At 69.4% G+C, this 22,010-nt stretch carries 21 protein-coding genes; 15 read left to right on the top strand and 6 right to left on the bottom strand.

The window, feature by feature from the left end; translation table 11 throughout:
- Positions 1-2 precede the first annotated feature (2 nt).
- The 9 genes from KBZ04_RS01355 (at position 3) to KBZ04_RS01315 (ending at position 7,848) form a co-directional block, all read left to right on the top strand.
- Positions 3-746 (top strand): DevA family ABC transporter ATP-binding protein, encoded by a 744-nt coding sequence (locus KBZ04_RS01355; protein WP_254990114.1) that lies wholly within the window; start codon positions 3-5, stop codon positions 744-746.
- Positions 747-802: 56 nt separating this feature from the next.
- A complete protein-coding gene (locus KBZ04_RS01350) occupies positions 803-958 on the top strand; it encodes a hypothetical protein (protein WP_011293689.1) in 156 nt (51 codons plus the stop codon).
- A 114-nt stretch (positions 959-1,072) separates the two neighbouring features.
- Positions 1,073-2,011, top strand: a complete 939-nt coding sequence (locus tag KBZ04_RS01345; RefSeq protein WP_254990113.1) for a glycosyltransferase family 2 protein — start codon at positions 1,073-1,075, stop codon at positions 2,009-2,011.
- Between the two features lie 110 nt (positions 2,012-2,121).
- The gene (gene rpsB, locus KBZ04_RS01340) at positions 2,122-2,838 is read left to right on the top strand and encodes a 30S ribosomal protein S2 (protein ID WP_216908544.1); all 717 of its coding nucleotides are present in this window, start codon (positions 2,122-2,124) and stop codon (positions 2,836-2,838) included.
- Positions 2,839-2,876: 38 nt separating this feature from the next.
- A complete protein-coding gene (gene tsf, locus KBZ04_RS01335; protein WP_254990112.1) occupies positions 2,877-3,536 on the top strand; it encodes a translation elongation factor Ts in 660 nt (219 codons plus the stop codon).
- Between the two features lie 10 nt (positions 3,537-3,546).
- Positions 3,547-3,993: a hypothetical protein gene (locus KBZ04_RS01330; protein WP_254990111.1), complete on the top strand. Its 447-nt coding sequence runs from the start codon at positions 3,547-3,549 to the stop codon at positions 3,991-3,993.
- Between the two features lie 17 nt (positions 3,994-4,010).
- Complete coding sequence (locus KBZ04_RS01325) at positions 4,011-4,595, top strand: hypothetical protein (RefSeq protein WP_254990110.1); 585 nt, start codon at positions 4,011-4,013, stop codon at positions 4,593-4,595.
- Positions 4,596-4,633: 38 nt separating this feature from the next.
- Positions 4,634-7,105, top strand: coding sequence for an ATP-dependent DNA helicase RecG (gene recG, locus KBZ04_RS01320; protein WP_254990124.1), 2,472 nt, complete (start codon positions 4,634-4,636; stop codon positions 7,103-7,105).
- A gap of 35 nt (positions 7,106-7,140) precedes the next feature.
- Positions 7,141-7,848, top strand: a complete 708-nt coding sequence (locus KBZ04_RS01315; protein ID WP_254990109.1) for a M15 family metallopeptidase — start codon at positions 7,141-7,143, stop codon at positions 7,846-7,848.
- On the opposite strand, the gene KBZ04_RS01310 is transcribed toward KBZ04_RS01315, so the two are convergent.
- On the bottom strand, positions 7,821-8,234 hold the full coding sequence (locus KBZ04_RS01310) for a hypothetical protein (RefSeq protein ID WP_254990108.1): 414 nt from the start codon (positions 8,232-8,234) through the stop codon (positions 7,821-7,823). The genes KBZ04_RS01315 and KBZ04_RS01310 overlap by 28 nt on opposite strands.
- Before the next feature lie 52 nt (positions 8,235-8,286).
- On the bottom strand, positions 8,287-10,056 hold the full coding sequence (gene sir, locus KBZ04_RS01305; RefSeq protein WP_254990123.1) for a sulfite reductase, ferredoxin dependent: 1,770 nt from the start codon (positions 10,054-10,056) through the stop codon (positions 8,287-8,289).
- A gap of 113 nt (positions 10,057-10,169) precedes the next feature.
- Here sir and glyS point away from each other — a divergent pair, with 113 nt between their 5' ends.
- A complete protein-coding gene (glyS, locus tag KBZ04_RS01300) occupies positions 10,170-12,335 on the top strand; it encodes a glycine--tRNA ligase subunit beta (protein WP_254990107.1) in 2,166 nt (721 codons plus the stop codon).
- 17 nt (positions 12,336-12,352) lie between these two features.
- Here the strand turns inward: glyS and KBZ04_RS01295 are convergent, their stop codons facing one another.
- From KBZ04_RS01295 to KBZ04_RS01285, 3 genes are read right to left on the bottom strand one after another with little or no spacing between them, the layout of a single operon-like run.
- Entirely contained in the window at positions 12,353-13,453 is a 1,101-nt protein-coding gene (locus KBZ04_RS01295; protein WP_254990106.1) for a type III polyketide synthase, read from the bottom strand.
- On the bottom strand, positions 13,444-14,598 hold the full coding sequence (locus tag KBZ04_RS01290) for an NAD(P)/FAD-dependent oxidoreductase (protein WP_254990104.1): 1,155 nt from the start codon (positions 14,596-14,598) through the stop codon (positions 13,444-13,446). Before KBZ04_RS01290 ends, KBZ04_RS01295 begins: the two co-directional genes overlap by 10 nt.
- Positions 14,595-15,287 carry a methyltransferase domain-containing protein gene (locus tag KBZ04_RS01285; protein ID WP_254990103.1) on the bottom strand — a complete coding sequence of 231 codons (693 nt, stop codon included), beginning with the start codon at positions 15,285-15,287 and terminating at the stop codon, positions 14,595-14,597. Before KBZ04_RS01285 ends, KBZ04_RS01290 begins: the two co-directional genes overlap by 4 nt.
- A 160-nt stretch (positions 15,288-15,447) precedes the next feature.
- Here KBZ04_RS01285 and KBZ04_RS01280 point away from each other — a divergent pair, with 160 nt between their 5' ends.
- A complete protein-coding gene (locus KBZ04_RS01280) occupies positions 15,448-16,767 on the top strand; it encodes a hemolysin family protein (protein WP_254990102.1) in 1,320 nt (439 codons plus the stop codon).
- A gap of 8 nt (positions 16,768-16,775) precedes the next feature.
- On the opposite strand, the gene chlP is transcribed toward KBZ04_RS01280, so the two are convergent.
- Entirely contained in the window at positions 16,776-18,167 is a 1,392-nt protein-coding gene (chlP, locus tag KBZ04_RS01275) for a geranylgeranyl reductase (protein ID WP_254990101.1), read from the bottom strand.
- 160 nt (positions 18,168-18,327) lie between these two features.
- On the opposite strand from chlP, the gene KBZ04_RS01270 reads away from it, so the two are divergent.
- The 4 genes from KBZ04_RS01270 to lptC form a co-directional block, all read left to right on the top strand.
- Positions 18,328-19,041, top strand: coding sequence for a D-alanyl-D-alanine carboxypeptidase family protein (locus KBZ04_RS01270; RefSeq protein ID WP_254990100.1), 714 nt, complete (start codon positions 18,328-18,330; stop codon positions 19,039-19,041).
- A 311-nt stretch (positions 19,042-19,352) separates the two neighbouring features.
- A complete protein-coding gene (gene typA / locus KBZ04_RS01265; protein WP_254955906.1) occupies positions 19,353-21,161 on the top strand; it encodes a translational GTPase TypA in 1,809 nt (602 codons plus the stop codon).
- Positions 21,158-21,574, top strand: a complete 417-nt coding sequence (locus tag KBZ04_RS01260) for a DUF309 domain-containing protein (RefSeq protein ID WP_254990099.1) — start codon at positions 21,158-21,160, stop codon at positions 21,572-21,574. The genes typA and KBZ04_RS01260 overlap by 4 nt, the downstream gene beginning before the upstream one ends.
- Positions 21,575-21,603: 29 nt before the next feature.
- A partial coding sequence (gene lptC / locus KBZ04_RS01255; RefSeq protein WP_254990098.1) for an LPS export ABC transporter periplasmic protein LptC occupies positions 21,604-22,010 on the top strand: 407 nt, incomplete at its 3' end.

Raw genomic sequence — 22,010 nt, 5'->3', positions numbered from 1 at the left:
CGATGACAAGCCTCCACCCCGGTTCCGCCCCCCCCACCCTCAGCAAGGGCGATGGCCTCGCCACGGTGTCGGTGCGGGGTCTCAGCCACTGGTATGGCACGGGTTCCATGGAGCGCCAGGTGCTGCAGGGCATCGACCTGGAGATCCGCCCAGGGGAAGTGGTGCTGCTCACGGGGCCCTCCGGCTGCGGCAAGACCACCCTGCTCACCCTGGTGGGTGCCCTGCGCCAGGTGATGGAGGGATCGGTGCGGGTGCTGGGCTGCGAGCTGAAGGGCTCCAGCCGCCACGAGCGCCAGTTGCTGCGGCGCAGCGTCGGCATGATCTTCCAGGGCCACAACCTGCTGCGCTGCCTCACCGCGGAGCAGAACGTGCAGATGGGGGCCGACCTGCTGCCGGACCTGGGCTATCGCGCCCGCCGCGACCTCTCCCGGGAATGGTTGCGGGCCGTGGGGCTCTCCGACCACCTCGGCAAGCTTCCCCACGACCTTTCCGGCGGCCAGAAGCAGCGGGTGGCGATCGCCCGGGCCCTGGCGGCCCACCCCCGCCTGCTGTTGGCCGATGAACCCACCGCCGCCCTCGACAGCCGCACCGGCCGGGAGGTGGTGGATCTGCTCAAGCGGCTGGCCCGGGATGAGGGCTGTGGGGTGCTGATGGTGACCCACGACCCCCGCATCCTCGATGTGGCCGATCGCCTGGTGCGGATGGAGGATGGCCGGCTCTGGGCCAGTGACACCGCCGACGGATGATCCGGGCCCGTTGAGTAGGGTGGAACCTCACAGTCTTTTCGAAGCGCCGAAGCCCTATGTCGAAACGCAGGAACCTGAAGAAGGAAAAGCAGGAGCGCAACCGGGCCTACGCCCGCAAGTTCAAGAAGCGCAAGCTGCGTAACGACGGTCGCGGTGAAGGGGCCGGCAACGGCGTGACCGGCACGGCCAACAACGGCGGCGCCGCTGACTGATCGCGCCAGTCCGGTCATGGCGGCACCGGGGGGATTCGATCGGGATCCCCCTTTTTCATGGCCGCCATCCCCCTCCATGCCGCTGCCTGCGGCCCTGCCCCGCTCCGGACCCCGATGTTCATCAGCGTCGTCATCCCCACCTACAACCGGCTGCCGATCCTGCGCCAGTGCCTGCAGGCCCTGGAGCGCCAGGAGACCGGCGGTGCCCTGCAGGCCTATGAGGTGGTGCTGGTGGACGACGGCTCCACCGACGACACGGTGCGCTGGCTGGATGCCCATGCCACCGCTTACCCCCATCTGCGCCTGATCCGCCAGGACCACGGCGGCCCCGCCGAAGGCCGCAACCGGGGTGTGGACGAGGCCCGCGGCGACGTGATCGTCTTCATCGACAGCGACCTGGTGGTGACGGAGCGGTTCCTGCTGCACCACGCCACGGCCCTGGCGCGCGCCTGGGCGGAGAGTGGCGACCGGCTCTGCTTCACCTATGGCGCGGTGATCAACACCCACAACTTCGAAGCGCCCACGGCGGAGCCACACAAGCTGCGGGATCTCTCCTGGGCCTACTTCGCCACCGGCAACGTGGCGATCGACCGCCGGGTGCTGGAGCAGTCGGGTCTGTTCGACACCGGCTTCCGCCTTTACGGCTGGGAGGACCTGGAGCTGGGGGAACGGCTGCGCCGCATGGGTGTGCGGCTGGTGCGCTGTCCTGAAGCGGTGGGCTACCACTGGCATCCGCCCCTGAGCCTGGAGCAGATCCCCGACCTGGTTCGGGTGGAGCGCGAACGGGCCAAGATGGGCCTGGTGTTCTACCGCAAGCACCCCACCTGGCGGGTGCGGTTCATCATCCAGTACACCTGGCTGCACCTGGCGTTGTGGGAGCTGCTCACCCTGGGCGGCCTGGTCAATGAGCGCAGCCTGCGGCCCCTGCTGCGCTGGCTGATCCGCCACGGCAAGGCCGGTCTGGCGATGGAGCTGCTGCGGTTGCCGCTCAACCGCTTCGGGGTGCGGGCCCTCCATGCCGAGGCCCGCCAGCAGGGCCATTTGGTAGGTTGACCCGGTAACCCAACACCGCACACCTGCACGTTTCGGGTGATCCGCTGCCTGTCCTATGGCGCGGCATCCCTGGCAGGTGGAGGCCAACCCGAAACCCCCCTACAACCCAAATGGCTGTCGTCACTCTCTCCGAGATGATGGAAGCTGGTGCCCACTTCGGACACCAGACCCGTCGCTGGAACCCCAAGATGTCGCGCTACATCTATTGCGCGCGCAACGGAGTTCACATCATCGATCTCGTGCAGACCGCCGTCTGCATGAACAACGCCTACAAATGGACCCGCAGTGCCGCCCGCAGCGGCAAGCGCTTCCTGTTCGTCGGCACCAAGAAGCAGGCCTCCGAAGTGATCGCCCAGGAAGCGGCCCGCTGCGGCGCCTCCTATGTCAACCAACGCTGGCTGGGCGGCATGCTCACCAACTGGAGCACGATGCGCGCCCGCATCGACCGGCTCAAGGATCTCGAGCGCATGGAGTCCTCCGGCGCCATCGCCATGCGGCCCAAGAAGGAAGCCGCCGTGCTGCGCCGTGAACTCGACCGTCTGCAGAAGTACCTCGGTGGCCTGAAGAACATGCGCCGCCTGCCCGATGTGGTGGTGCTGGTGGATCAGCGCCGCGAAACCAACGCCGTGCTCGAGTGCCGCAAGCTCGACATCCCGCTCGTGTCGATGCTCGACACCAACTGCGATCCGGATCTGTGCGACGTTCCCATTCCCTGCAATGACGACGCCGTTCGCTCCGTGCAGCTGGTGCTGGGCCGCCTCGCCGATGCCATCAACGAAGGCCGCCATGGAGCCCAGGATCAGCGCAGCGGCGACGACGACGCCTGAGCCCCTCTCTCCCTCCCGACCTCCCTCCCTCCCCACCCATGGCTGAGATCACAGCGAAGCTCGTCAAGGAACTGCGCGACAAGACCGGCGCGGGCATGATGGACTGCAAGAAGGCCCTCACCGAGTCCGGTGGTGATGCCACCAAGGCGGCCGAATGGCTGCGCCAGAAGGGCATCGCCACCGCCGAGAAGAAGGCCGGCCGCACCGCGGCCGAAGGGGCTGTTGGCAGCTATATCCACACCGGCGCGCGCGTCGGTGTGCTGGTGGAGGTGAACTGCGAAACCGATTTCGTGGCCCGCGGTGAGCTCTTCCAGGAGCTGGTGCGCAACGTGGCGATGCAGATCGCCGCCTGCCCCAACGTGGAATACGTCACCACCGACGACATCCCCCCCGAAGTGGCGGAGCGCGAGAAGGCGATTGAGATGGGTCGCGACGATCTCGCCGGCAAGAAGGAGGAGATGAAGGTCAAGATCGTGGCCGGGCGCATCGGCAAGCGCCTCAAGGAACTGGCCCTCATGGACCAGCCCTTCATCCGCGACAACACCCTGACCGTCGGTGAGATGGTCAAGTCGGCCGCCGGCAAGACCGGCGAGAACATCCGCGTGCGCCGCTTCACCCGTTACACCCTCGGTGAGGGCATTGAGGTGGAGCAATCCGACTTCGCAGCGGAAGTGGCGGCGATGGCCAAGGCGGCCTGAGCCGGAGCCGTTGAGCGAGTCCTCCGACGCGATTGATCTGCCGGGTCAGTTGCAGGCCCTGACCCGGCAGCTGACCGCGTCGAATCCGGAGCTCTATCGCCATGTGGCCCTCTATCTGCAGGTGCTGCGCCAGGTGTTGCCCCAGCGGGTGCAGCAGGCCTGCTTCCACCTGGCCACCCAGGTCCATCCCCAGCGCTACGTCGAACTCCCCGGAGAGCGCCGTCGCCTGCTGCTTGGCCAAATCAACGAGCTGGTGAGCCGTTGCTCCAGCCTGCTGACGGTGGAGCAGCTGGTGATCCTCGCCTCCCAGATCTCCCGGGAGCGCCAGCGGCGGGAGCGCCACGACCGCCGGCAGCTCCTGGAGGAACTGGCCTGGGATGGGGAGAACCCCGACGGTTCTCCCGAGCCGGAGTCCCTCCCGCCGGGGTCGGTTCAGATCGCCATGGCCCCCCCCTGACCGGGGCCTCCTTCCTGATGGCCGCGCTGGCCGGTGGGGCTGGTAGTGCCGCCGATGACACCCCTTCCGATGACGAGACGGCGGACGAGGAACAGGACGACGACGAGGAGCCCGCGTCCCCTGAGGATCGGTCCCTCTGGCAGGCGGGCCGGTTGCCGGAGGATCCCGAGCAGGTGCTGCGCTGGATGGACGGCATGGAGCTGGCCCTGGGCCGGCGCCTCCGCAACCTGTCCCATGCCATCAACGTGGAGCTGCTGCGGGGCGGTGTCAGCCGCAGCCTGCTGCCGGTGAGCCTGCTCGATGCGGTGCTGGACGGCCAGCTGGAGACGATGGCCGCCCCAGCCAACCTGATGCGACTGCCCCTTCCCTTTGGCGCCAGCCGCTCCCCCCAGGCCCACACGATGGCGGTGCTGCTGCGGCCCGTGGAGCTGGAACTGGAGGAACCCCGGCTGCGCACCTGCCGGCGGCGGCTGCAGCAGCATCGTCAGGAGGTTCGCAGAATGGCCCAGCAGTTCCGTCGCCTGCAACGGCGGTCACGGATCCACCAGGCCGAACAGCTTTGGCTGCAGGACATCCGCCCCCCATCGATTCCGAGCGACTGACCGGGTCCTCCGCCGGCCAGGAGGGGAGTGCGTCCGCCCTGGAGGCTTTCGATGCCTGGTGCGCGCCCCTGCAGCTGTCCTGTCGCCTGGAGGCCGAAGCCGGCTTTGGCGATCTCCAGGGACGGCGGCACCGCTTCAGCAACTTCATCGCTGCGGCCCTGGCCGCTCCGGTGGTGGGGCTCGAGGCCACCGAACGCCAGCAGCTGGCCGGCCTTGCCGATGCGTTCGGCGGCTATGGCGAGCTGTCCATGGGCAGCCGCCAGAGGCTGGTGCGCCAACTGCGCCAGGCCCTGCATGAGATGCGCTGCCGCCGCCGGGAGATCTTGCCGGTGGCGCCGCCACGGCTGCGGCTGGGGGCACCCACCGCGGCGGAGCCGTCCGCCAGCGGCGCCGCCGTCCGCCTCACGGCCCAGACCCCCCTTGCGGAGGTGGCCGGCATCGGGCCGAAGACCGCCACCCGGCTGGCCGCCCTGGGGCTGCTGGTGGTGCGCGATCTGGTGCACCACTACCCCCGCGACTACCTCGATTACGCCCATCTGGTACGGATCGCTGCGCTGGAGCCGGGGCGGACCGCCACCATCGTGGCGACGGTGCGTCGCTGCCACGCCTTCGGCAGCCCCCGCAACCCCAACCTGGCGATCCTGGAGCTGCACCTCCAGGACGTCACGGGTCGCCTCAAGGTGACGCGCTTCTTCGCCGGCCGCCGCTTCAGCAGCCCCGGCTGGTTGAAGTCCCAGCAGCGGCTCTACCCCGTGGGGGCCACGGTGGCGGTGAGCGGCCTGGTGAAGGAGAGCCCCTACGGGCCCGGCTTCGCGGATCCCCTGCTGGAGGTGCTGGAGGCCCCCGGGGCGCCGGTGCGCTCGGAGCAGATCGGCCGCTTCGTGCCCGTCTATGCCCTCACCGAGGGCCTCAGTGGCGAGACTCTCGCCCGGGCCATCGCCGCGGTGCTGCCCGCGGCGGTCCGCTGGCCCGACCCGCTGCCGGAACCCCTGCGCCTGGAGCTGGGACTGGTGGGCCGTGGCGAGGCCCTGCAGGGCCTGCACCGCCCCGCCGACCGCGAGCAGCTGCAGCGCTGCCGCCGGCGCCTGGTGTTCGACGAGTTCCTGCTGCTGCAGCTGGCCCTGGGCCAGCGGCGCGAGCGCCTGCGCCGCTCACCGGCGCCGCCGCTGCTGTTGCCCATCGGCGGCGAAGACCTGGTGAGCCGCTTTCTGGCCCTGCTGCCCTTTCCCCTGACCGGTGCCCAGGAGCGGGTCCTGGCGGAGATCCGCGCCGACATGGAGCGGCCCCAGCCCATGGCCCGGTTGGTCCAGGGGGACGTGGGCAGTGGCAAGACGGTGGTGGCCCTGGCGGCCCTGCTGGGCGCCATCCAGGCGGGCCATCAGGGGGCCCTGATGGCCCCAACCGAGGTGCTGGCGGCCCAGCATTTCCACAAACTGGCCGGCTGGCTGCCCCAGCTCAACGTCAGCATCGAGCTGCTCACCGGCTCCACCACCGCCCGCCGCCGCCGCCAGCTGCTGCAGGACCTGGCCAACGGCCAGGTGAAGCTGCTGGTGGGCACCCACGCCCTGCTCGAGGATCCGGTCCAGTTCGACCGCCTCGGCCTGGTGGTGGTCGACGAGCAGCACCGCTTCGGCGTGCGGCAGCGCAACCGGCTGCTGGCCAAGGGGCTCCAGCCCCACCTGCTCACCATGACCGCCACCCCCATTCCCCGCACCCTGGCCCTCTCGATCCACGGCGACCTCGACCTCAGCCAGATCGATGAACTGCCGCCGGGCCGCACCCCGATCCGCACCCGCCTGCTGCGGGGATCCGAGCGCCTCAGTGCCTGGGAACTCGTGCGTCAGGAGGTGGCCAAGGGGCAGCGGGCCTACGTGGTGCTGCCCCTGGTGGAGGAATCGGAAAAGCTCGACCTGCGCTCGGCGGTGGAGGTGCACCGCCACCTCGCCGAGGAGGTGTTCCCCACGCTCACGGTGGGGCTGCTGCACGGTCGCATGACCGGCGAGGAGAAGCAGCTGGCCATTGGTGCCTTCCAGGAGGGGCGCTCCCAGGTGCTGGTGTCCACCACGGTGGTGGAGGTGGGGGTGGATGTGCCGGAGGCGAGCGTGATGGTGATCGAACATGCCGAGCGCTTTGGCCTGGCCCAGCTGCACCAGCTGCGGGGCCGGGTCGGCCGGGGCGCCGCCGCCTCCCATTGCCTGCTGCTGCATGAGGGCGACAACGCCATGGCCCGCCAACGGCTGGAGCTGCTGGCCCGCAGCGGCGACGGCTTCGAGATCGCCGAGATGGACCTGCGGCTGCGGGGGCCCGGCCAGGTGCTTGGCACCCGCCAGTCGGGCCTGCCGGACCTGGCCCTGGCCAGCCTCAGCGACGACGGTGCCGTGCTGGAGGAGGCGCGTCTGGCGGCGCGGCGGATCCTGACGGCGGATCCCGACCTGGCCCGCCATCCCCATCTGCACGGGGCCCTCGAAGCCCAGCGCCGCCGTTCGGTGGAGGCGGCCCAGTTGAATTGAGCCGCCCCACAGGGCCGAACCGCACCTGCCGCCCCATGCCTGCTCTTCGCCCCTGGAGTCCGATCCCCATCGCGGAGGCCGGTGAACCCCTGGACGACCTGCCGGCGACGCTGTGGCGACTGGAGCCCCATCCGTATCAGGCCCTGGGGGCGCCCTACGGCCCTGGTGCCAGTCCGTTCCGGCTGCGTCGTGGGGTGATCGCCCGTCTCGTGACGGCCCAGGCCCTGCTCCAGCAGCAGCGGCCCGAGTGGCGGCTGGCCATCTTCGACGCCTGGCGCCCCATCGCCGTTCAGGCCTTCATGGTGCGCCAGGCCTTCCGTGAGGCCTGCCGGGAGCGGGGCCTCGACCCCGACGCCTTCGGCCTCCCCCAGCAGGCTGTGGCGGCGGAGGTGGATCGCTTCTGGGCCCCGCCGAGCCGTGATCCGGCCACCCCGCCCCCCCACAGCACCGGGGCGGCGGTGGATCTCACCCTGGCCGAGGCCGATGGCCAGCCCCTGGCGATGGGCGGGGCGATCGACGCGATCGGGGCCATCTCCGAGCCCAGCCACTACGCCGCAGCCGCCCTGGGCAGTGAGGCCGCCGACTGGCACGCCCGGCGATGCCTGCTCGCGGCGGTGATGGCGGCGGCGGGATTCGCCCAGCACCCGAATGAGTGGTGGCACTTCAGCCACGGTGACCAGCTCTGGGCCTGGCGTGGCCAGGAGCCGGAGGCTCGTTACGGCGCCGTCGCCGGGGAGGGTTGAGGCGCGGCCACGGGGATCACGGTGCCAGGCAGGGTCAGGCCCAGCGACCGGAACAGCACGCTGGCCTGGGGTCGGGTCAGCAGCCCCTTCTGGACGCACCGCTTGAGGCTGGCCAGGGTGAGGTCGTCCTGGACGCGACGCAACTTGGCCAGCACCTCGGGACTCTGGTCGGCGTAGGGCAGCAGGTGGCTCTTGTAGGACGCGGTGATCGACTCCGGCTTGCAGGCCTGGGGGTCCGAATCGAAGTACCGGACAGGCGCCTCAGGGGGCTGGGGGCGTTCCGCCGCCTCGCTCGTGCGGCCGGCCCCGGGCAGCAACCCCAGCAGCAACCCGCAGAGGAGGGGGCCCAGCAAGGGCTGGAGGGCGGCGGTCCCACGGTTTGACATGCCCAGGATCTGGAGGGTGCCCAAGGTTAGGAGCCCTCCAGGGCGCCCTGGATCAGGCGGGGACGAGCAGTTGGCCGACCCGCTCGTCACCGAGTCGGTCGATGAAGTCACCGAAGCGGCTGCGGGCGCCGCCCTCGTCGCGCCAGGCCGTCAGCAGGGGCTCCAGGGTGGCCTCCAGCTTCTCCAGGGGCATCTTCTCGAGGTATGGCTTGGCCAGGCGTGTCAGGCCATGGCTTCCGCCGAGCCAAAGCTGGTAGGTGTCCACGGCGCTCCCCACCAGTCCGATCTCCGCCATGTAGGGGCGTGCGCAGCCGTTGGGGCAGCCGGTCATGCGCACCAGGAGCGGTTTGCTGATCTCCAGCCGCTCCAGCAGGGCCTCGAGACGGCCCAGCACATCGGGGAGGACCCGTTCGGCCTCGGTGACCGCCAGGCCGCAGAGGGGCAGGGCCGGGCAGGCCAGGGCGTGCCGGGCCAGGGCGGGCGGGGCCTCTGGGCTGGACAGCCCGAGCGCCGCCAGCGCCTCTCGCACCGACGCCCGCTGGGCGCTGCCGATGTTGCAGAGCAGCAGGTCCTGGTTGGGGGTGAGCCGCACCTCCAGCTGGTAGGTCTCGATCAGCCGGCGCAGGCCACTCTTGAGCTCCCCCTGCAGGCGTCCGCAGAGCACGGGCAGGCCCACGAACCACAGGCCCGGTGACTGGCGATGCCAGCCCAGGTAGTCGGTGAGGACGGCGGTCGGTTCGCGGCGCAGTCCCTTGATCGGATGGGGAAAGTAACGGCCCAGTTCGGTGCGGAACCAGTCCACACCCCGGTCGTGGATCAGGTACTTCATCCGGGCATGGCGGCGCTGTTCCCGATCGCCGTGGTCACGCTGCAGGGCCACGATCGCCTGCACCAGCTCCAGCACATGGGCGGCCGCGACATAGCCGAGGGGATCGGCCGTGCGGGCGAAGGTCTCCTCCTTGTTGTGGGTCCGCCCCATGCCCCCACCCACGTAGACGTTGCAGCCCAGGGGGCGGCCGGAGGGATCGCTGAACAGGACCAGGCCGATGTCCTGGGTCAGCAGGTCGACGGAGTTGTCCCCGGGCACGGTGACGGCCACTTTGAACTTGCGCGGGAGGTAGGTGGCGCCGTAGAGAGGTTCGGCCGGATCGCCACTGAACACGGCACCGGTCTCCTGCAGCTTGCGCGCCTTCCTCGCGGGCCCTTTGGGCTTGATGCGGTAGCTCAGGTCGCCGTCGACCCAGAGATCCAGGTAGGACCCCTCCGCCGCCTGGGGCGCCAGCAGGTCGGCGATCTGATCGGCCAGCAGACGGGCCTCCGGGTAGCCATCGCGCTCGAAGGGGGCGGCCGGGGCCATCACGTTGCGGTTGATGTCGCCACAGGCCGACAGCGTGGAGCCAAGGGCCCGCACGATGCCGCCGATCACCTCCTTGAGATCCGTCTTCTGCACGCCGTGCATCTGGAAGGCCTGGCGCGTGGTGATGCGCAGGGTGCCGTTGCCCAGCCGATCGGCGAGGGCATCGAGGGCCAGATACAGGGAGGTGGGAATGCGGCCGCCGGGATTGCGCAGCCGCAGCATCATCTGCCAGTCCTTTTCGGCCCCCTTGCGCCGGTTGTCCCGGTTGTCCTGCTGGTAACTGCCGTGGAACTTGAGGATCTGGACGGCGGGATCGGTGAAGCTGGGCAGCGGGTTGCCCAGTTCGGCGGCCAGGGGATCATGCAGGTGGCCGCTGCCGGCCTTGAGCGCCTCCTGTTTGGTGGGCGGTTTGGCGGGTGGAGCCGATGGGAGCGACGTGCTGTCGGCGACCGTCGTCGAGGACATCGGCATGCAGAAAGGTTGCTGGAACGAAACTAGCGAACGGGACGTGGCGGTCCGCTGGCGCTGATCGCCATCGCCCTCCTTTGCATACAGTCGCGTCCTGCCCGCCCCCCCGCATGGCCACCTTTCTTCTGGAGATCGGAACCGAGGAACTGCCGGCCGATTTCGTGCGCCTGGCCCAGCCCCAGCTGGAGGCGATCGTGGCCAGGGATCTGCAGGAGGCCCGTCTGTCCTGGGACAGCCTCAGGGCCAGCGGCACCCCCCGGCGGCTGGCGGTGACCATCGCCGGCTTGCCCGAGCGCCAGCAGGATCTGGTCGAAGACCGCAAGGGGCCCCCGGCCCAGCAGGCGTTCCGCGATGGCCAGCCCACCCCGGCCGCCCTGGGTTTCGCCCGCCGTTGCGGCTGCGCCCCGGAGGAGCTGGAGATCCGCGACACCGACAAGGGCCCCTTCGTCTTCGCCCGCACCACCGAGGCCGGCCGCTCCGCCGAGGCGGTGCTGGCCGGGTGCATCCCCGGCTGGATCCGCTCCCTGCAGGGGCGCCGCTTCATGCGCTGGGGGGACGGGGACGGCCGCTTCAGCCGGCCCCTGCGCTGGCTGGTGGCCCTGCTGGATGGGGCGGTGGTTCCGGTGCAGCTCACCGATGTGGATCCGCCCCTGGCCACCGACCGTCTCAGCCGGGGACACCGCCTGCATCCAGGGGCTGTGACGATCGCCTCCGCCGAGGCCTATGCCGCGACGCTGGAGGCCGCCGATGTGCAGGTCGACCGGGAGGCCAGGGGACTGACGATCCGCCGGGAGCTGGAGTCGGCCGCGCTGTGGGCGGGGGCCGAGCTGGATCTGCCCGAGGCCCTGTTCGACGAGCTGGTTGACCTGGTGGAGTCGCCCCGCCTGATCGAAGGCAGCATCGACGCCGAGTACCTGGCCCTGCCCCCGGAGGTGCTCAGCACGGTGATGCGAGCCCACCAGCGCTATGTGCCCCTGCGCTGCTCGGCGGCCACGGGTGATCCCCTTGCCCTGGTCGCCGAAGGGGTGCTGCTGCCGCGCTTCCTGTGCATCTCCAACGGCCTGGAGACCGCCGCCGCCACGATTCAGCGCGGCAACGAGCGGGTGCTGCGGGCACGGCTGGCCGACGCCGCCTTTTTCCTGGCGGCGGACCGCCGCCAGAGCAGCACCGAGCGGGTGGAGGCCCTCGATCGGGTCACCTTTGCCGAAGGGCTGGGCAGCCTGGCCGATCGCAGCCGGCGCCTGGCCTGGCTGGCGGAGTTGCTCTGCCGCAGCCTGGAGATCGACGCGGAGGCTGCCAGCGCCGCCCGTCGGGCCGCCCCCCTCTGCAAGCACGACCTGGTCAGCCAGATGGTGGGGGAATTCCCGGAGCTGCAGGGGGTGATGGGGGCCAAGTACCTGCTGGCGGAGGGGGAAACCCGTGCCATGGCCCTGGCGGTGCTGGAGCACTACCAGCCCCGCGGCGCCGGCGATGCCTTGCCGGGCTCGGAGGCGGGTGCCCTGCTGGCCCTGGCCGAACGCCTGGAGCTGCTGCTCAGCATCTTCGCCAGGGGCGAGCGGCCCAGCGGTTCCTCCGATCCCTATGCCTTGCGCCGTGCCGGCAATGGCCTGCTGCAGATCCTCTGGGATCGGGGCTGGTCCCTGGATCTGGTGGCGCTGGTGGCCGAAGCGACGGCCCACTGGCAGGGGCTGCTTCCCGCCCTCGACATCCAGCCCGCCGGCCTGACGGCCGACCTGCTCGAGTTCCTGCGGCAGCGCCTGGCCAGCCTGCTGGAGGAGGAGGGTTTCGGGCCCGATCTGGTCCAGGCGGTGGCCGGTGAGGGCGTGGCGCTGGAGCGGCTGCTGCGGGATCCCGCCGATGCCCGGGCCCGGGTGGAGCTGCTGCGGCGCCTCCGGAGCGAGGGGGGCCTGCCCCTGGTGCAGGCGGTGGTGCAACGGGCTTCCAGGCTGGCCGAACACGCCGATCTGGACGCCGACCTGCTCAGCCCCGCCGGGGTGGTGGATCCGGCCCTTTTTGCCTCCCCCAGCGAGGCCGCCGTCCTGGCGGTGCTGGAGCGGTTGGCGGTCCATGCCGCCGCCAGCGGCACGGCCCGCTACGACCCTCTCGCCCGCCTGCTGGGGGACAGCGGCCCCACCCTGGCCGCCTTCTTCGATGGCGACGACAGCGTCATGGTGATGTGCGACCAGCCCGAGGTGCGCCGCAACCGGCTGCGGCTGCTGGCCGTGCTGCGCAACCAGGCCTCGGTGCTCGCCGACTTCAGCCGTCTGGGTGGTTGAGGCGCCTGGGTCCTGGATCACTCCAGCAGGGCCACCTCAATGCAGAGGCCGGGTCCGAAGGCCATGCCCAGGCAGGGCCCGGCAGCGCCGCTGCGCCGCAGGCGTTCGAGGATGAACAGCAGCGTCGGGGACGACATGTTGCCGTAGTCCCGCAGCACTGACCGCGACGGTTCGATCAGCTCTGGATCGAGCCCGAGGGCCTTCGTGACGGCCGAGAGGATGCGGGGGCCGCCAGGGTGCACGGCCCAGGAGCCGACGGCGTCGAGGCGGAGGTTATGGCCGGCCAGCCACCCCTCCAGCCAGGGCCGCAGATGCTCGCCGATCAGATCAGGGACCTGCGGGGAGAGGCCCATGGCGAAGCCGTGGTCCCCGATCCCCCAGGACATGGCGTCCGTGCTCGCCGGCACCAGCAGGGAGCCGCTGGCGATCAGTCGCCCCAGCGGTGCGATGGCTGGCGCCCCAGCCGCCGACGTTGGCGTCCCGGTGGCCACCAGGGCAGCGGCGCCATCGGCGAACAGGGCATTGGCGACGATCCGCTCGGCATCCCAGCCGTACTGGAGATGGAGGCTGCAGAGCTCGACCGCGCACACCAGCACACAGGCCTCCGGCTCGGCAGCGGTGAATGCCGCGGCGACCCTCAGTCCATTGAGGGCACCATGGCAACCCATGAATCCCACATGGGTCCGGGCCACGCCGGCGTCCAGCGGCAGGGCGGCCATCAGGGCGAGATCCACGCCGGGGGCATGGAAACCGCTGCACGACACCGTGATCAGATGGGTGACCCGCTCCGCGGGCAGCCGGGCCTGGGTGAGGGCCGCCTGGACGGCCCGCAGGGCCATGGGCGGCGCCTCGCGGGCATAGCGGCGCATCCGCTCCCCGGTGCCGGGGCTGGTGGCTCCGAAGAAGGTCTGTCTGGGGTCGCTGCCGGCGGGCTGGAGCAGCACGCTGTGGCGGCTGGCGACGCCGGAGCGGCGGTGCAGGGTCTCGAGCAGCCGGCGCTGGCTCGGTGAGGGGGTCTGCTGGGGCAGGGCCACCTCGGCCGCAATCGCGGCGGCATCGCCCTGGGCGATGTGATCGGGGGGCAGGGCCGTTCCCAGTCCCTGGATCGTCAGGGACATGACTCGGGCGCCGACGGGCTCAGGCTGGCAGCAGCAGAGGGGTGCAGGAAGGGGGCGGCCAGGACCGGCCAGCGCTCCACCGCCCCCAGCAGCCTGCGGCTGAGGCCATGACGGCGCAGCGCGAAGGCAAGGCCATGGCAGAGGCGCTGGCGGGAGCCGATCAGCCGCCCGTGGCGGCGCACCCATTGCCGCTCCAGCTCCTGGTCCCACTGGCGTTGGCCCTGGAGCACCAACGGCACCACCGCCAGAGCCCCCAGCAGGGCCCAGCCCATGCCCTCACCCGTGAACGGTTCGACGTAGCCGGCGGCATCCCCCAGCAGCAGCACGCGCTCGGACGCCGGCGGCCAATGGCGGCCGGTGAGGGCCGGGGTGGCCAGCCAGGCGGCAGCGGCGGCCTCGGGAACAGGCTCGAACCCGGCCTCAGCCAGCACGCCCGCGGCGGCGAGAGCCGCTCCTCCCGCCTGGATCAGATGGCTCCGGTCGAAGGCCGCCGCCAGGTTGAGGTCGCCGGCTTCGGTGCGCACCAGCCCGACATAGCCATGCCGGCCGATCGCCATGTGGATCGTGCCCGGGGAATAGCCGCCGGCCTGGGCCTCGACGCGGCAGCCGGCACCGACCCTGGAGTGTGCCGGGACCTGCCTTCGGATCGGGATGGCAGGGGTCAGGCCCGGGCTGTCCAGCCCGGAGGCCACCAGCACCACCCGGGCGCTGGTTGTGGCAGACGCGTCGACGCTGCGCAGGTGAACCTGCCGGCCGCCAGAGCAGGGGCCGGCCACCGCGGCCTCGGTGTCCATCCGGACCACCGCCCCTGCCGCTGCAGCGGCGTTGCTCAGGGCCAGATCAAGGCAGCCCCTGGAGAGGGAGCGACCCAGGGGACGTTTCAGTTCCATCTGATGCTGTTGCAGGCCCAGACGCAGCCGCACCAGGGGCACACCACCGAGGCGGTCCACCAGGTCGGGGAGGCCGGCCTGCGCCAACGCCCCGAGGGCCACCGCGTTGAGACAGGTGCCGCACACTTTCCAGCGAGGGAAGGTCCGCTTGTCGACCAGCAGCACCCGCAGTTGCTGCCCGGCCAGCTGATGGGCCGCCAGGGCACCGGCGGGCCCGGCCCCGATCACGATCACATCCCACTCCGGAGAGGTCATGGCGTCGCAACCCAGCCGACAGGACGGTGCCAGCTGAGCAGGAAGCGCTCGGGCCAGCTGCGCCGGATGCTGGCGCCGCCGAGGCCGGCCCGGGTCGCCAGTTCCAGCGCTTCGTCCATCCGGAAGGCCCCTTGCACCGAAACGGGCCCATCGAAATGCACGATCGGTGAGCGGCTCAGCAGGCGACAACCCACCCAGGCCAGCCCATAGCCCAGGGGACTGCGGATCAGGTCGTTCACCAGCACCAGATGGCGGCAGCTCCGGCCCAGGCGGCGCAGCAGCTTGACGGCGTCAGCGTCGTCGAGGTGATGCAGAAACAGACTGCAGACGATGACGTCGTAGTCCGCAGGCAGGGGATCCACCAGCAGGTCGGCCTGGAAGAAGGTTCCGGCCAAGGAGCCGCCGGCGGCGTGGCGGCTGGTGATGGCCACCGCCTGCGGGCTCCGGTCGCAACCGTCAATCACAACGGCCAGTCCTTGCTTCCGGCAGCGGTCCGCCAGGGCGACGGTGTTGTCACCGCCACCGCAGGCCACATCCAGAACCCGCAGCGGACGGGACTGGTTCAGCGCCATGGCCAGAGCCTGGATCGGGGTGAACAGGGAGCCCACAGCCCCGCTGATGGCATTGATGCGGCGCAGACCCTGGAGGGCCTGATCATGGGCAGCGGCGTCGAGGCCGCTCTGATCCATCCACTCAGGCTGTCGGTTCCGCTGGCCAAGGGGCTGCCATTGCATCGGGGAAGGTCGCGGGGATTGTTCTGTTTGGGCTGGCAAGACGCCTTTAGCCGTCGTCCCCTAACTTGTCCATTCCATCCGTTCGTTGGCCGAGGGGCCATCACTGGACTTGCCGATGCTGTTCGATGGTTTTCTGATTGTACTTCTGATTCTGATCAACGGGATCTTTTCCGGTTCGGAGTTGGCCATGATGTCGGCTCGCAGACTGCGACTCGAGCACCAGGCTGAAGCTGGCGACCCCAAGGCAGAAGTCGCTCTGAAACTAATCCGATCCCCCAACGATTTCCTCTCGACGGTGCAGATCGGCATCACATTGATCGGCATTCTCAGTGGCGCCCTGGGCGGTTCACGGGTGGCCGAGGCGCTGCAGCCGCTGCTGGAGGCTATTCCAGCGCTGCGCCCCTGGGCCGGACCCCTCGCCCTGGGGATCGTGGTCACCCTGATCACCTTCTCTTCCCTGGTGCTGGGGGAGCTGGTTCCCAAGCGCATCGCCCTGAGTGATCCGGAGCGCATCGCCTGCCTGGTGGCACCGCCCATGCGGACCCTGTCGCGCTGGATGGCCCCCCTGGCCCATCTGCTCGGCTCCTCCACCGATCGACTGCTCAGCCTGATCGGCATCGGCGAGCGGGCCGAACCGGAGATCACCGAAGACGAGATCAGGACCCTGCTGCGCAGGGGAACGGAATCAGGCCTGTTCGACGTGGCGGAGCACGCCATGGTGGAGCGGGTGTTCCGCCTGGCCGATCGGCCCGTCAAGGCGATCATGACTCCCCGCACCGACATCTGCTGGCTGGATCTCGCCGAGTCCCGCCAGTCCCATCTCGAGCGGGTGATGGCGGAGAATCACTCCCTGTTTCCGGTGGCTCGGGACAGCCTCGACGCCTGTGTGGGCGTGGTGCGTGGACGCACCTTTCTGGCCGCCCAGCTCTGCGAGGGCCCGCGCGACATCGAAGCCTTTCTGCAGCCGCCGCTGTACGTGGGCGAGAGCACCCGGGCCCTGAAGCTGATCGAACAATTCAGAACCAGCGGTGTGCACATTGCCCTGGTGACCGATGAGTTCGGTGGCATCGAAGGGCTGGTGACCCTCAACGACATGATGGCGGCGATCGTCGGTGATCTCTCCGCCGCCAGGGACCAGGAGGACCCGATGGTCGTCGTTCGCCAGGATGGATCCTGGCTGCTCGACGGTGCCCTCGATATCGCCGACTTCAAGGACCTGGTGCTGAAAGACCACCTGCCGGAGGAAGTCCGCGGGGGCTACCAGACCCTGGGCGGCTTCGTGATGCACCATCTCGAGCACATTCCCCGTTCCGGGGAGGTCTTCGAATGGGAAGACCTCCTCATCGAGGTGGTGGACATGGATGGCAACCGGGTCGACAAGCTCCTGGTGAGCCGCCTCAGGGCCGCCTCAGACCAACCCGAAGGGTCGGCCTGAGGACGCGATCACTTGGCCACCAGTTCCGGTTCCTTGGCGGAATCGCTTCCCGCCTGGGCATCGGCGGGCGCCGTGGCGGCATGAACGCCCGCGGGCTTCATCGAGGAACGGGGCTCTGCGGCCAGGAAGATCGCCTCCGCCTCCTCGGCTGAGCGCACGGCGCTGGGCACCGGCTTGTAGCCGGCCGGGGCGAGGGCCTGGCCCCGCAGCACCGCACCAAGGGTGAGAACGGTCAGCTTGATCTGCTGCCAGGGGTTCATCGCCACCACCCGCTTGTAGAGGTAGCTGTCGAAGGTGAGGCGCTGGACGTCCTTGTCGTCGCACATTTCGACGAACGCTTCGCGGGCGGCATCGTTGCTGTAGAAGATGTTCTGCAGCAGCTCCAGCACCTTGTAGGTGGCGCCGTACTTGCGGTCCCACTTGCGGATGTAGACCTTGAGGTCCTTCTCGGTGGGAATGCGGCTGCCGGAGGCGCTGGCCGCCACGATCTCCTCGGCACACATGCGGCCACTCTTGGCGGCGAAGTAGATGCCTTCGCCGGAGCTCTTGGTGACATAACCGGCGGCATCGCCCACCAGGGCCATGCGACCTACCACCCGCCGGGGGCGGGGATGCTCGGGAATCGGGTGGGCTTCCACCTTGATCACCTCGCCGCGCAGCAGCCGGCGGCTGGCCCGGGTGCGAATGCCCTTCTGGAGGCCCTTGATCAGCGACTGGTTGGCCTGCATCGTGCCGGTGCCCACCGCCACGTGGTCGTACTTGGGGAACACCCAGGCGTAGAAATCAGGCGACACATCGGTGCCGACGTACATCTCGGCCAGATCCTCGTAGTAGGCCATCTCCTCGGCGGGTAGGCGGATGCGCTCCTGGAAGGCGATCGCCACGTTGTAATCGCCCGCATCCATGGCCTTGGCCACCCGGCTGTTGGCGCCGTCGGCCCCGACGATCAGGTCCACCTCGAGGGTCTTCAGTTCGCCGGTGGGTCCGCCGGAGGAGTAGTCGGCGTAGTGGAGGGTGTACGGGCCCTGGCGCTGGCTGCCGGTGTCGATGCTCTGCACCAGGCCGTTGACCAGCTGGGCACCGAGGTCGGCGGCCCGGTTGCGCAGGTAGCCGTCGAGCACTTCCCGACGGCACATGCCGATGTACTCGTTGCTGTTTTCCAGGTGGATGTCCACCTCCCTGTTGGAGGGGGAGATCATCCGCATGTTCCGCACCTTGCGGTCAATGATGGATTCGGGCAGGTCGAACTCCTCCACCATGCAGAGGGGGATTGCGCCTCCGCAGGGCTTGGCGTTGTCGAGCTTGCGCTCGAACAGCCAGGTCTGGATGCCTGCCTTGGCGAGAACTTCCGCAGCACAGGAACCGCTGGGGCCGCCGCCCACGACTGCCACTCGCAACATCTTGAAACCTGCTCTGCCATTGGGATGTGGGGTGGAAGCTAACACCGCCGTGCGGGTAACCGCCCGGTAGAAAAACCACAGAAATGCCCCCCACCTAGGATGGATTGAGGCTTGCAGCTGTGGGAGTGTCCGCCCAACACCTCGGTGATGCCCCTCGGTGATGCCCCTCGACGATGACGTCCCGCTGGCCCGGCGCACCACGCCCCATCCCCGCCGGCAGGCCTCCCTCCCCAGGCGTCTGGCCCAGGTCCTGCTCAGTGGCGTCCTGCTGGCCGGTGGCGCCGTGCTGCTGCTGATCGGGCCGCTCCGCACCCTGATCACCCCCCCGCCGGTGCCTGGTCTGGCCGCCCGGCTCGGGGCAGACGGACGTTTGCTCGGCCATTTCCCCTACCCCGAAGCCAAACCCGAAGAACTGGTGGCGATCGCCCCGGGTCTGCTGTTGCGGCCGGAGGCGGCCCGTTCCCTGGAGGCCATGCGGGCCGCGGCTGAGGCGGACGGCATCGCCCTCACCGTCCTGAGCGCCTATCGCGGCGTCGAGCTGCAGAAGCAGCTGTTCTTTGATGTCAAGGCCGAGCGCAACCAGACCTCCGCCGACCGGGCCAGGGTCAGCGCCCCGCCGGGGTTCTCCGAGCACAGCACCGGCTATGCGGTGGACCTGGGCGACGGCCGCCTGCCAGCCACCAACCTGATGGAGAGCTTCGAGACCACCGAGGCCTACCGCTGGCTCGATCGCCACGCCGCCCGCTTCCACTTCGTGCGCTCCTTTCCGAAGGGCAACCGCCAGGGGGTGATCCATGAACCCTGGCACTGGCGCTTCGAAGGATCCACCGAAGCTCTGGAGATGTTCGAGCCGGCCCAGCGGCTGGCCCGCTGATCCGGGCAGGGGTCGGAGATCCGCCGACGCTGGTCCTGGAGGGGGTGGGAGTAGGATCAAGATTCGCTTCAACGTTCGCCACTTGTCCAATCGGGCCGGCGCGGCAGGGTTTCTCCGAAAACCCTGACGAAGCGTCAGAGCGCCGGTTGGCCCCATCATCAGCGGCCCGTTTTCAGCGGCCCCTCTTTCAGGCTCGTTGGCAGCGACATGCCTTCTTCGACTCGCCATCAACGTCTCGTTTCCCTGGAAACGACCACCGTCGATTCGATTCCGTTGAATCCTTTCCCCTACCTTCGCAGGACGACATCCCCATGAGCGGCGAGATCAAAGGCGCCCCGATACGCAATATCGCGATCATTGCCCACGTCGACCACGGCAAGACCACCCTGGTCGATGCCCTGCTCGAGCAGTCCGGCATCTTCCGCGAAGGCGAAGCGGTGCCCACGTGCGTGATGGATTCCAACGATCTGGAGCGGGAGAGGGGGATCACGATTCTCTCCAAGAACACCGCCGTGGATTACAACGGCATTCGCATCAACATCGTCGACACCCCCGGTCACTCCGATTTCGGCGGTGAGGTGGAGCGGGTGCTCGGCATGGTTGACGGCTGTCTGCTGATCGTGGACGCCAACGAAGGCCCCATGCCCCAGACCCGTTTCGTGCTCAAAAAGGCCCTGGAGAAGGGGCTGCGGCCGATCGTCTTCGTCAACAAGATTGACCGGGCCAGGGTTGATCCCGAGCAGGCCGTGGACAAGGTCCTGGACCTGTTCCTGGAGCTCGGTGCCGACGACGACCAGTGCGATTTCACCTATCTGTTCGGTAGCGGCATGGCCGGCTATGCCAAGCCCGACATGGCCACCGAAAGCGACAACATGAAGCCGCTGTTCGATGCCATCCTGCGGCACGTTCCGCCGCCGGTGGGGGATCCCACCAAACCCCTGCAGTTGCAGGTGACCACCCTCGACTACTCCGATTTCCTGGGCCGGATCATGATCGGCCGGGTGCACAACGGCACCATCGTCGGTGGCCAGAGCGTGGCCCTGATCCGCGATGACGGCAGCATCAAGCGCGGCCGGATCAGCAAGCTGCTCGGCTTCCAGGGGCTGCAGCGGGTGGAGATCCCCGAGGCCCGGGCCGGAGATCTGGTGGCCGTGGCCGGATTCGATGAGGTCAACATCGGCGAGACGATCGCCTGCCCCGATCACCCCGAGGCCCTGCCGCTGATCAAGGTCGACGAACCCACCCTGCAGATGACCTTCGTGGTCAACGATTCGCCGTTCGCCGGCAAGGAGGGCAAGTTCGTCACCAGCCGTCAGCTGCGCGATCGCCTGCAGCGGGAACTGCTCACCAACGTGGCCCTGCGCGTCGAGGACACCGACTCCCCCGACCGCTTCTCCGTCTGCGGACGGGGTGAACTGCACCTGGGCATCCTGATCGAGACGATGCGCCGCGAGGGCTTCGAGTTCCAGGTGTCCCAGCCCCAGGTGATCTTCCGCACCATCGACGGCACGCCCCACGAACCGTTCGAGACCCTGGTGATGGATGTGCCCGAGGAAGCGGTGGGCAGCTGCATCGAGAAGCTGGGCACCCGCAAGGGCGAAATGCAGAACATGGAGGCCACCAGCGATGGACGCACCCAACTGGAGTTCGTGGTGCCGTCCAGGGGCCTGATCGGCTTCCGGGGTGAGTTCATCCGCGCCAGCCGCGGCGAAGGCATCATGAGCCACTCCTTCCTCGATTACCGCCCCATGCAGGGGGACTTCGACGCCCGCCGCAACGGCGTGCTGATCGCCTTCGAGGAAGGCACCGCCACCTTCTATGCCCTCAAGGGCGCCGAAGACCGGGGTCAGTTCTTCATCACCCCCGGCACCAAGGTGTACAAGGGAATGATCGTCGGCGAGCACAACCGTCCGCCCGATTTGGAACTGAACGTCTGCAAGGCCAAGCAGGTCACCAACATCCGCTCGGCCGGGGCGGAGGTGCTCGACACCCTGCAGTCCCCCATCCAGATGACGCTGGAGCGGGCCCTGGAGTACATCGGCCCCGACGAGATGCTGGAGGTCACGCCCGAGTCGATCCGGCTGCGCAAGCTGGCGGTGAAGAAGCCCGCCAAGCGTTGAGCGGCGGCCCTGCCTCTGCGGATGAGGAAACCCTGCTGCAGGCCGATCCACGCCTGCGGCAGGCGGTGGCCGACTTCAACGCCGCCGACTGGTACGCCTGCCACGACGGCTTCGAGGCGTTGTGGCACGAGACCCAGGGACCCATGCGACCGGTTCTGCAGGGCCTGCTGCAGATCGCCGTGGCTGAACTCCACCTGGAGAGGGACAACCGACACGGCGCCACGGTTCTGATGGGGGAGGGCCTCGGACGGCTGCGCCGCTGCGACGACGAAGCCCTCGGCCTGGCCCTGGCCCCCCTGCGACAGCTGGCCGCCGAACGCCTCAGCGCCCTGCAGCAGCAGGGCGATCTGCGGTCCCTGCCCCTGCCGCGCCTGGAACTGGCGCGAGCCGCGGGCACGTCGCCGGTACATTGAGCACACTCAAGGCCTCCACGATTTCCACCTTGACCCTGCCCCCTCGCCCCCTGCTGTTCGTGCTCGCCGCGGGGCTCGCCGCCGCTGCCCTGCAGGTGATTCCGCCGCGCCCTGTCGCGGCCCAGGCACCGGCAGAAACGGCCCAGGCCCCGAGGGCGAAGGCACCTGCCACGGGCATGGTCACGATCGAATCCGACCAGCAGCAGGCTGACAACCAGAACGGCATTGTCACCGCCACGGGCAACGTCCGCATCGTCTATGCCGACCGCGGCATGACGGCCACCTCCCGTCAGGCCCAGTACTTCAGCAATGAAGGCCGCCTGGTGCTCACCGGCGACGTCGACGTGATCGACACCGACGGCCAGCGCCTGCGGGCCGAGCGGCTGGTGTATCTGCTGGACAGCGAACGCATGGTGGCGGAACCACCGGCCGGCAA

Origin of the sequence: Cyanobium sp. N5-Cardenillas, from assembly GCF_024345515.1 — a bacterium.
GTDB lineage: Bacteria > Cyanobacteriota > Cyanobacteriia > PCC-6307 > Cyanobiaceae > Cyanobium.
This window is presented reverse-complemented; position numbering and strand designations above follow the sequence as displayed.

What these genes read in the sequence shown, in the direction of transcription:
- KBZ04_RS01325 (WP_254990110.1), top strand. Translation starts at nt 4,011, where the DNA reads ATGGCCGCGCTGGCCGGTGGGGCTGGTAGTGCCGCCGATGACACCCCT.
- KBZ04_RS01280 (WP_254990102.1), top strand. Translation starts at nt 15,448, where the DNA reads ATGCTGTTCGATGGTTTTCTGATTGTACTTCTGATTCTGATCAACGGG.
- KBZ04_RS01355 (WP_254990114.1), top strand. Translation starts at nt 3, where the DNA reads ATGACAAGCCTCCACCCCGGTTCCGCCCCCCCCACCCTCAGCAAGGGC.
- KBZ04_RS01310 (WP_254990108.1), bottom strand. Translation starts at nt 8,234, where the DNA reads ATGTCAAACCGTGGGACCGCCGCCCTCCAGCCCTTGCTGGGCCCCCTC.
- glyS (WP_254990107.1), top strand. Translation starts at nt 10,170, where the DNA reads ATGGCCACCTTTCTTCTGGAGATCGGAACCGAGGAACTGCCGGCCGAT.
- rpsB (WP_216908544.1), top strand. Translation starts at nt 2,122, where the DNA reads ATGGCTGTCGTCACTCTCTCCGAGATGATGGAAGCTGGTGCCCACTTC.
- KBZ04_RS01295 (WP_254990106.1), bottom strand. Translation starts at nt 13,453, where the DNA reads ATGTCCCTGACGATCCAGGGACTGGGAACGGCCCTGCCCCCCGATCAC.
- tsf (WP_254990112.1), top strand. Translation starts at nt 2,877, where the DNA reads ATGGCTGAGATCACAGCGAAGCTCGTCAAGGAACTGCGCGACAAGACC.
- KBZ04_RS01290 (WP_254990104.1), bottom strand. Translation starts at nt 14,598, where the DNA reads ATGACCTCTCCGGAGTGGGATGTGATCGTGATCGGGGCCGGGCCCGCC.
- KBZ04_RS01350 (WP_011293689.1), top strand. Translation starts at nt 803, where the DNA reads ATGTCGAAACGCAGGAACCTGAAGAAGGAAAAGCAGGAGCGCAACCGG.
- KBZ04_RS01285 (WP_254990103.1), bottom strand. Translation starts at nt 15,287, where the DNA reads ATGGATCAGAGCGGCCTCGACGCCGCTGCCCATGATCAGGCCCTCCAG.
- sir (WP_254990123.1), bottom strand. Translation starts at nt 10,056, where the DNA reads ATGTCCTCGACGACGGTCGCCGACAGCACGTCGCTCCCATCGGCTCCA.
- KBZ04_RS01345 (WP_254990113.1), top strand. Translation starts at nt 1,073, where the DNA reads ATGTTCATCAGCGTCGTCATCCCCACCTACAACCGGCTGCCGATCCTG.
- KBZ04_RS01270 (WP_254990100.1), top strand. Translation starts at nt 18,328, where the DNA reads ATGCCCCTCGACGATGACGTCCCGCTGGCCCGGCGCACCACGCCCCAT.
- typA (WP_254955906.1), top strand. Translation starts at nt 19,353, where the DNA reads ATGAGCGGCGAGATCAAAGGCGCCCCGATACGCAATATCGCGATCATT.
- KBZ04_RS01315 (WP_254990109.1), top strand. Translation starts at nt 7,141, where the DNA reads ATGCCTGCTCTTCGCCCCTGGAGTCCGATCCCCATCGCGGAGGCCGGT.
- chlP (WP_254990101.1), bottom strand. Translation starts at nt 18,167, where the DNA reads ATGTTGCGAGTGGCAGTCGTGGGCGGCGGCCCCAGCGGTTCCTGTGCT.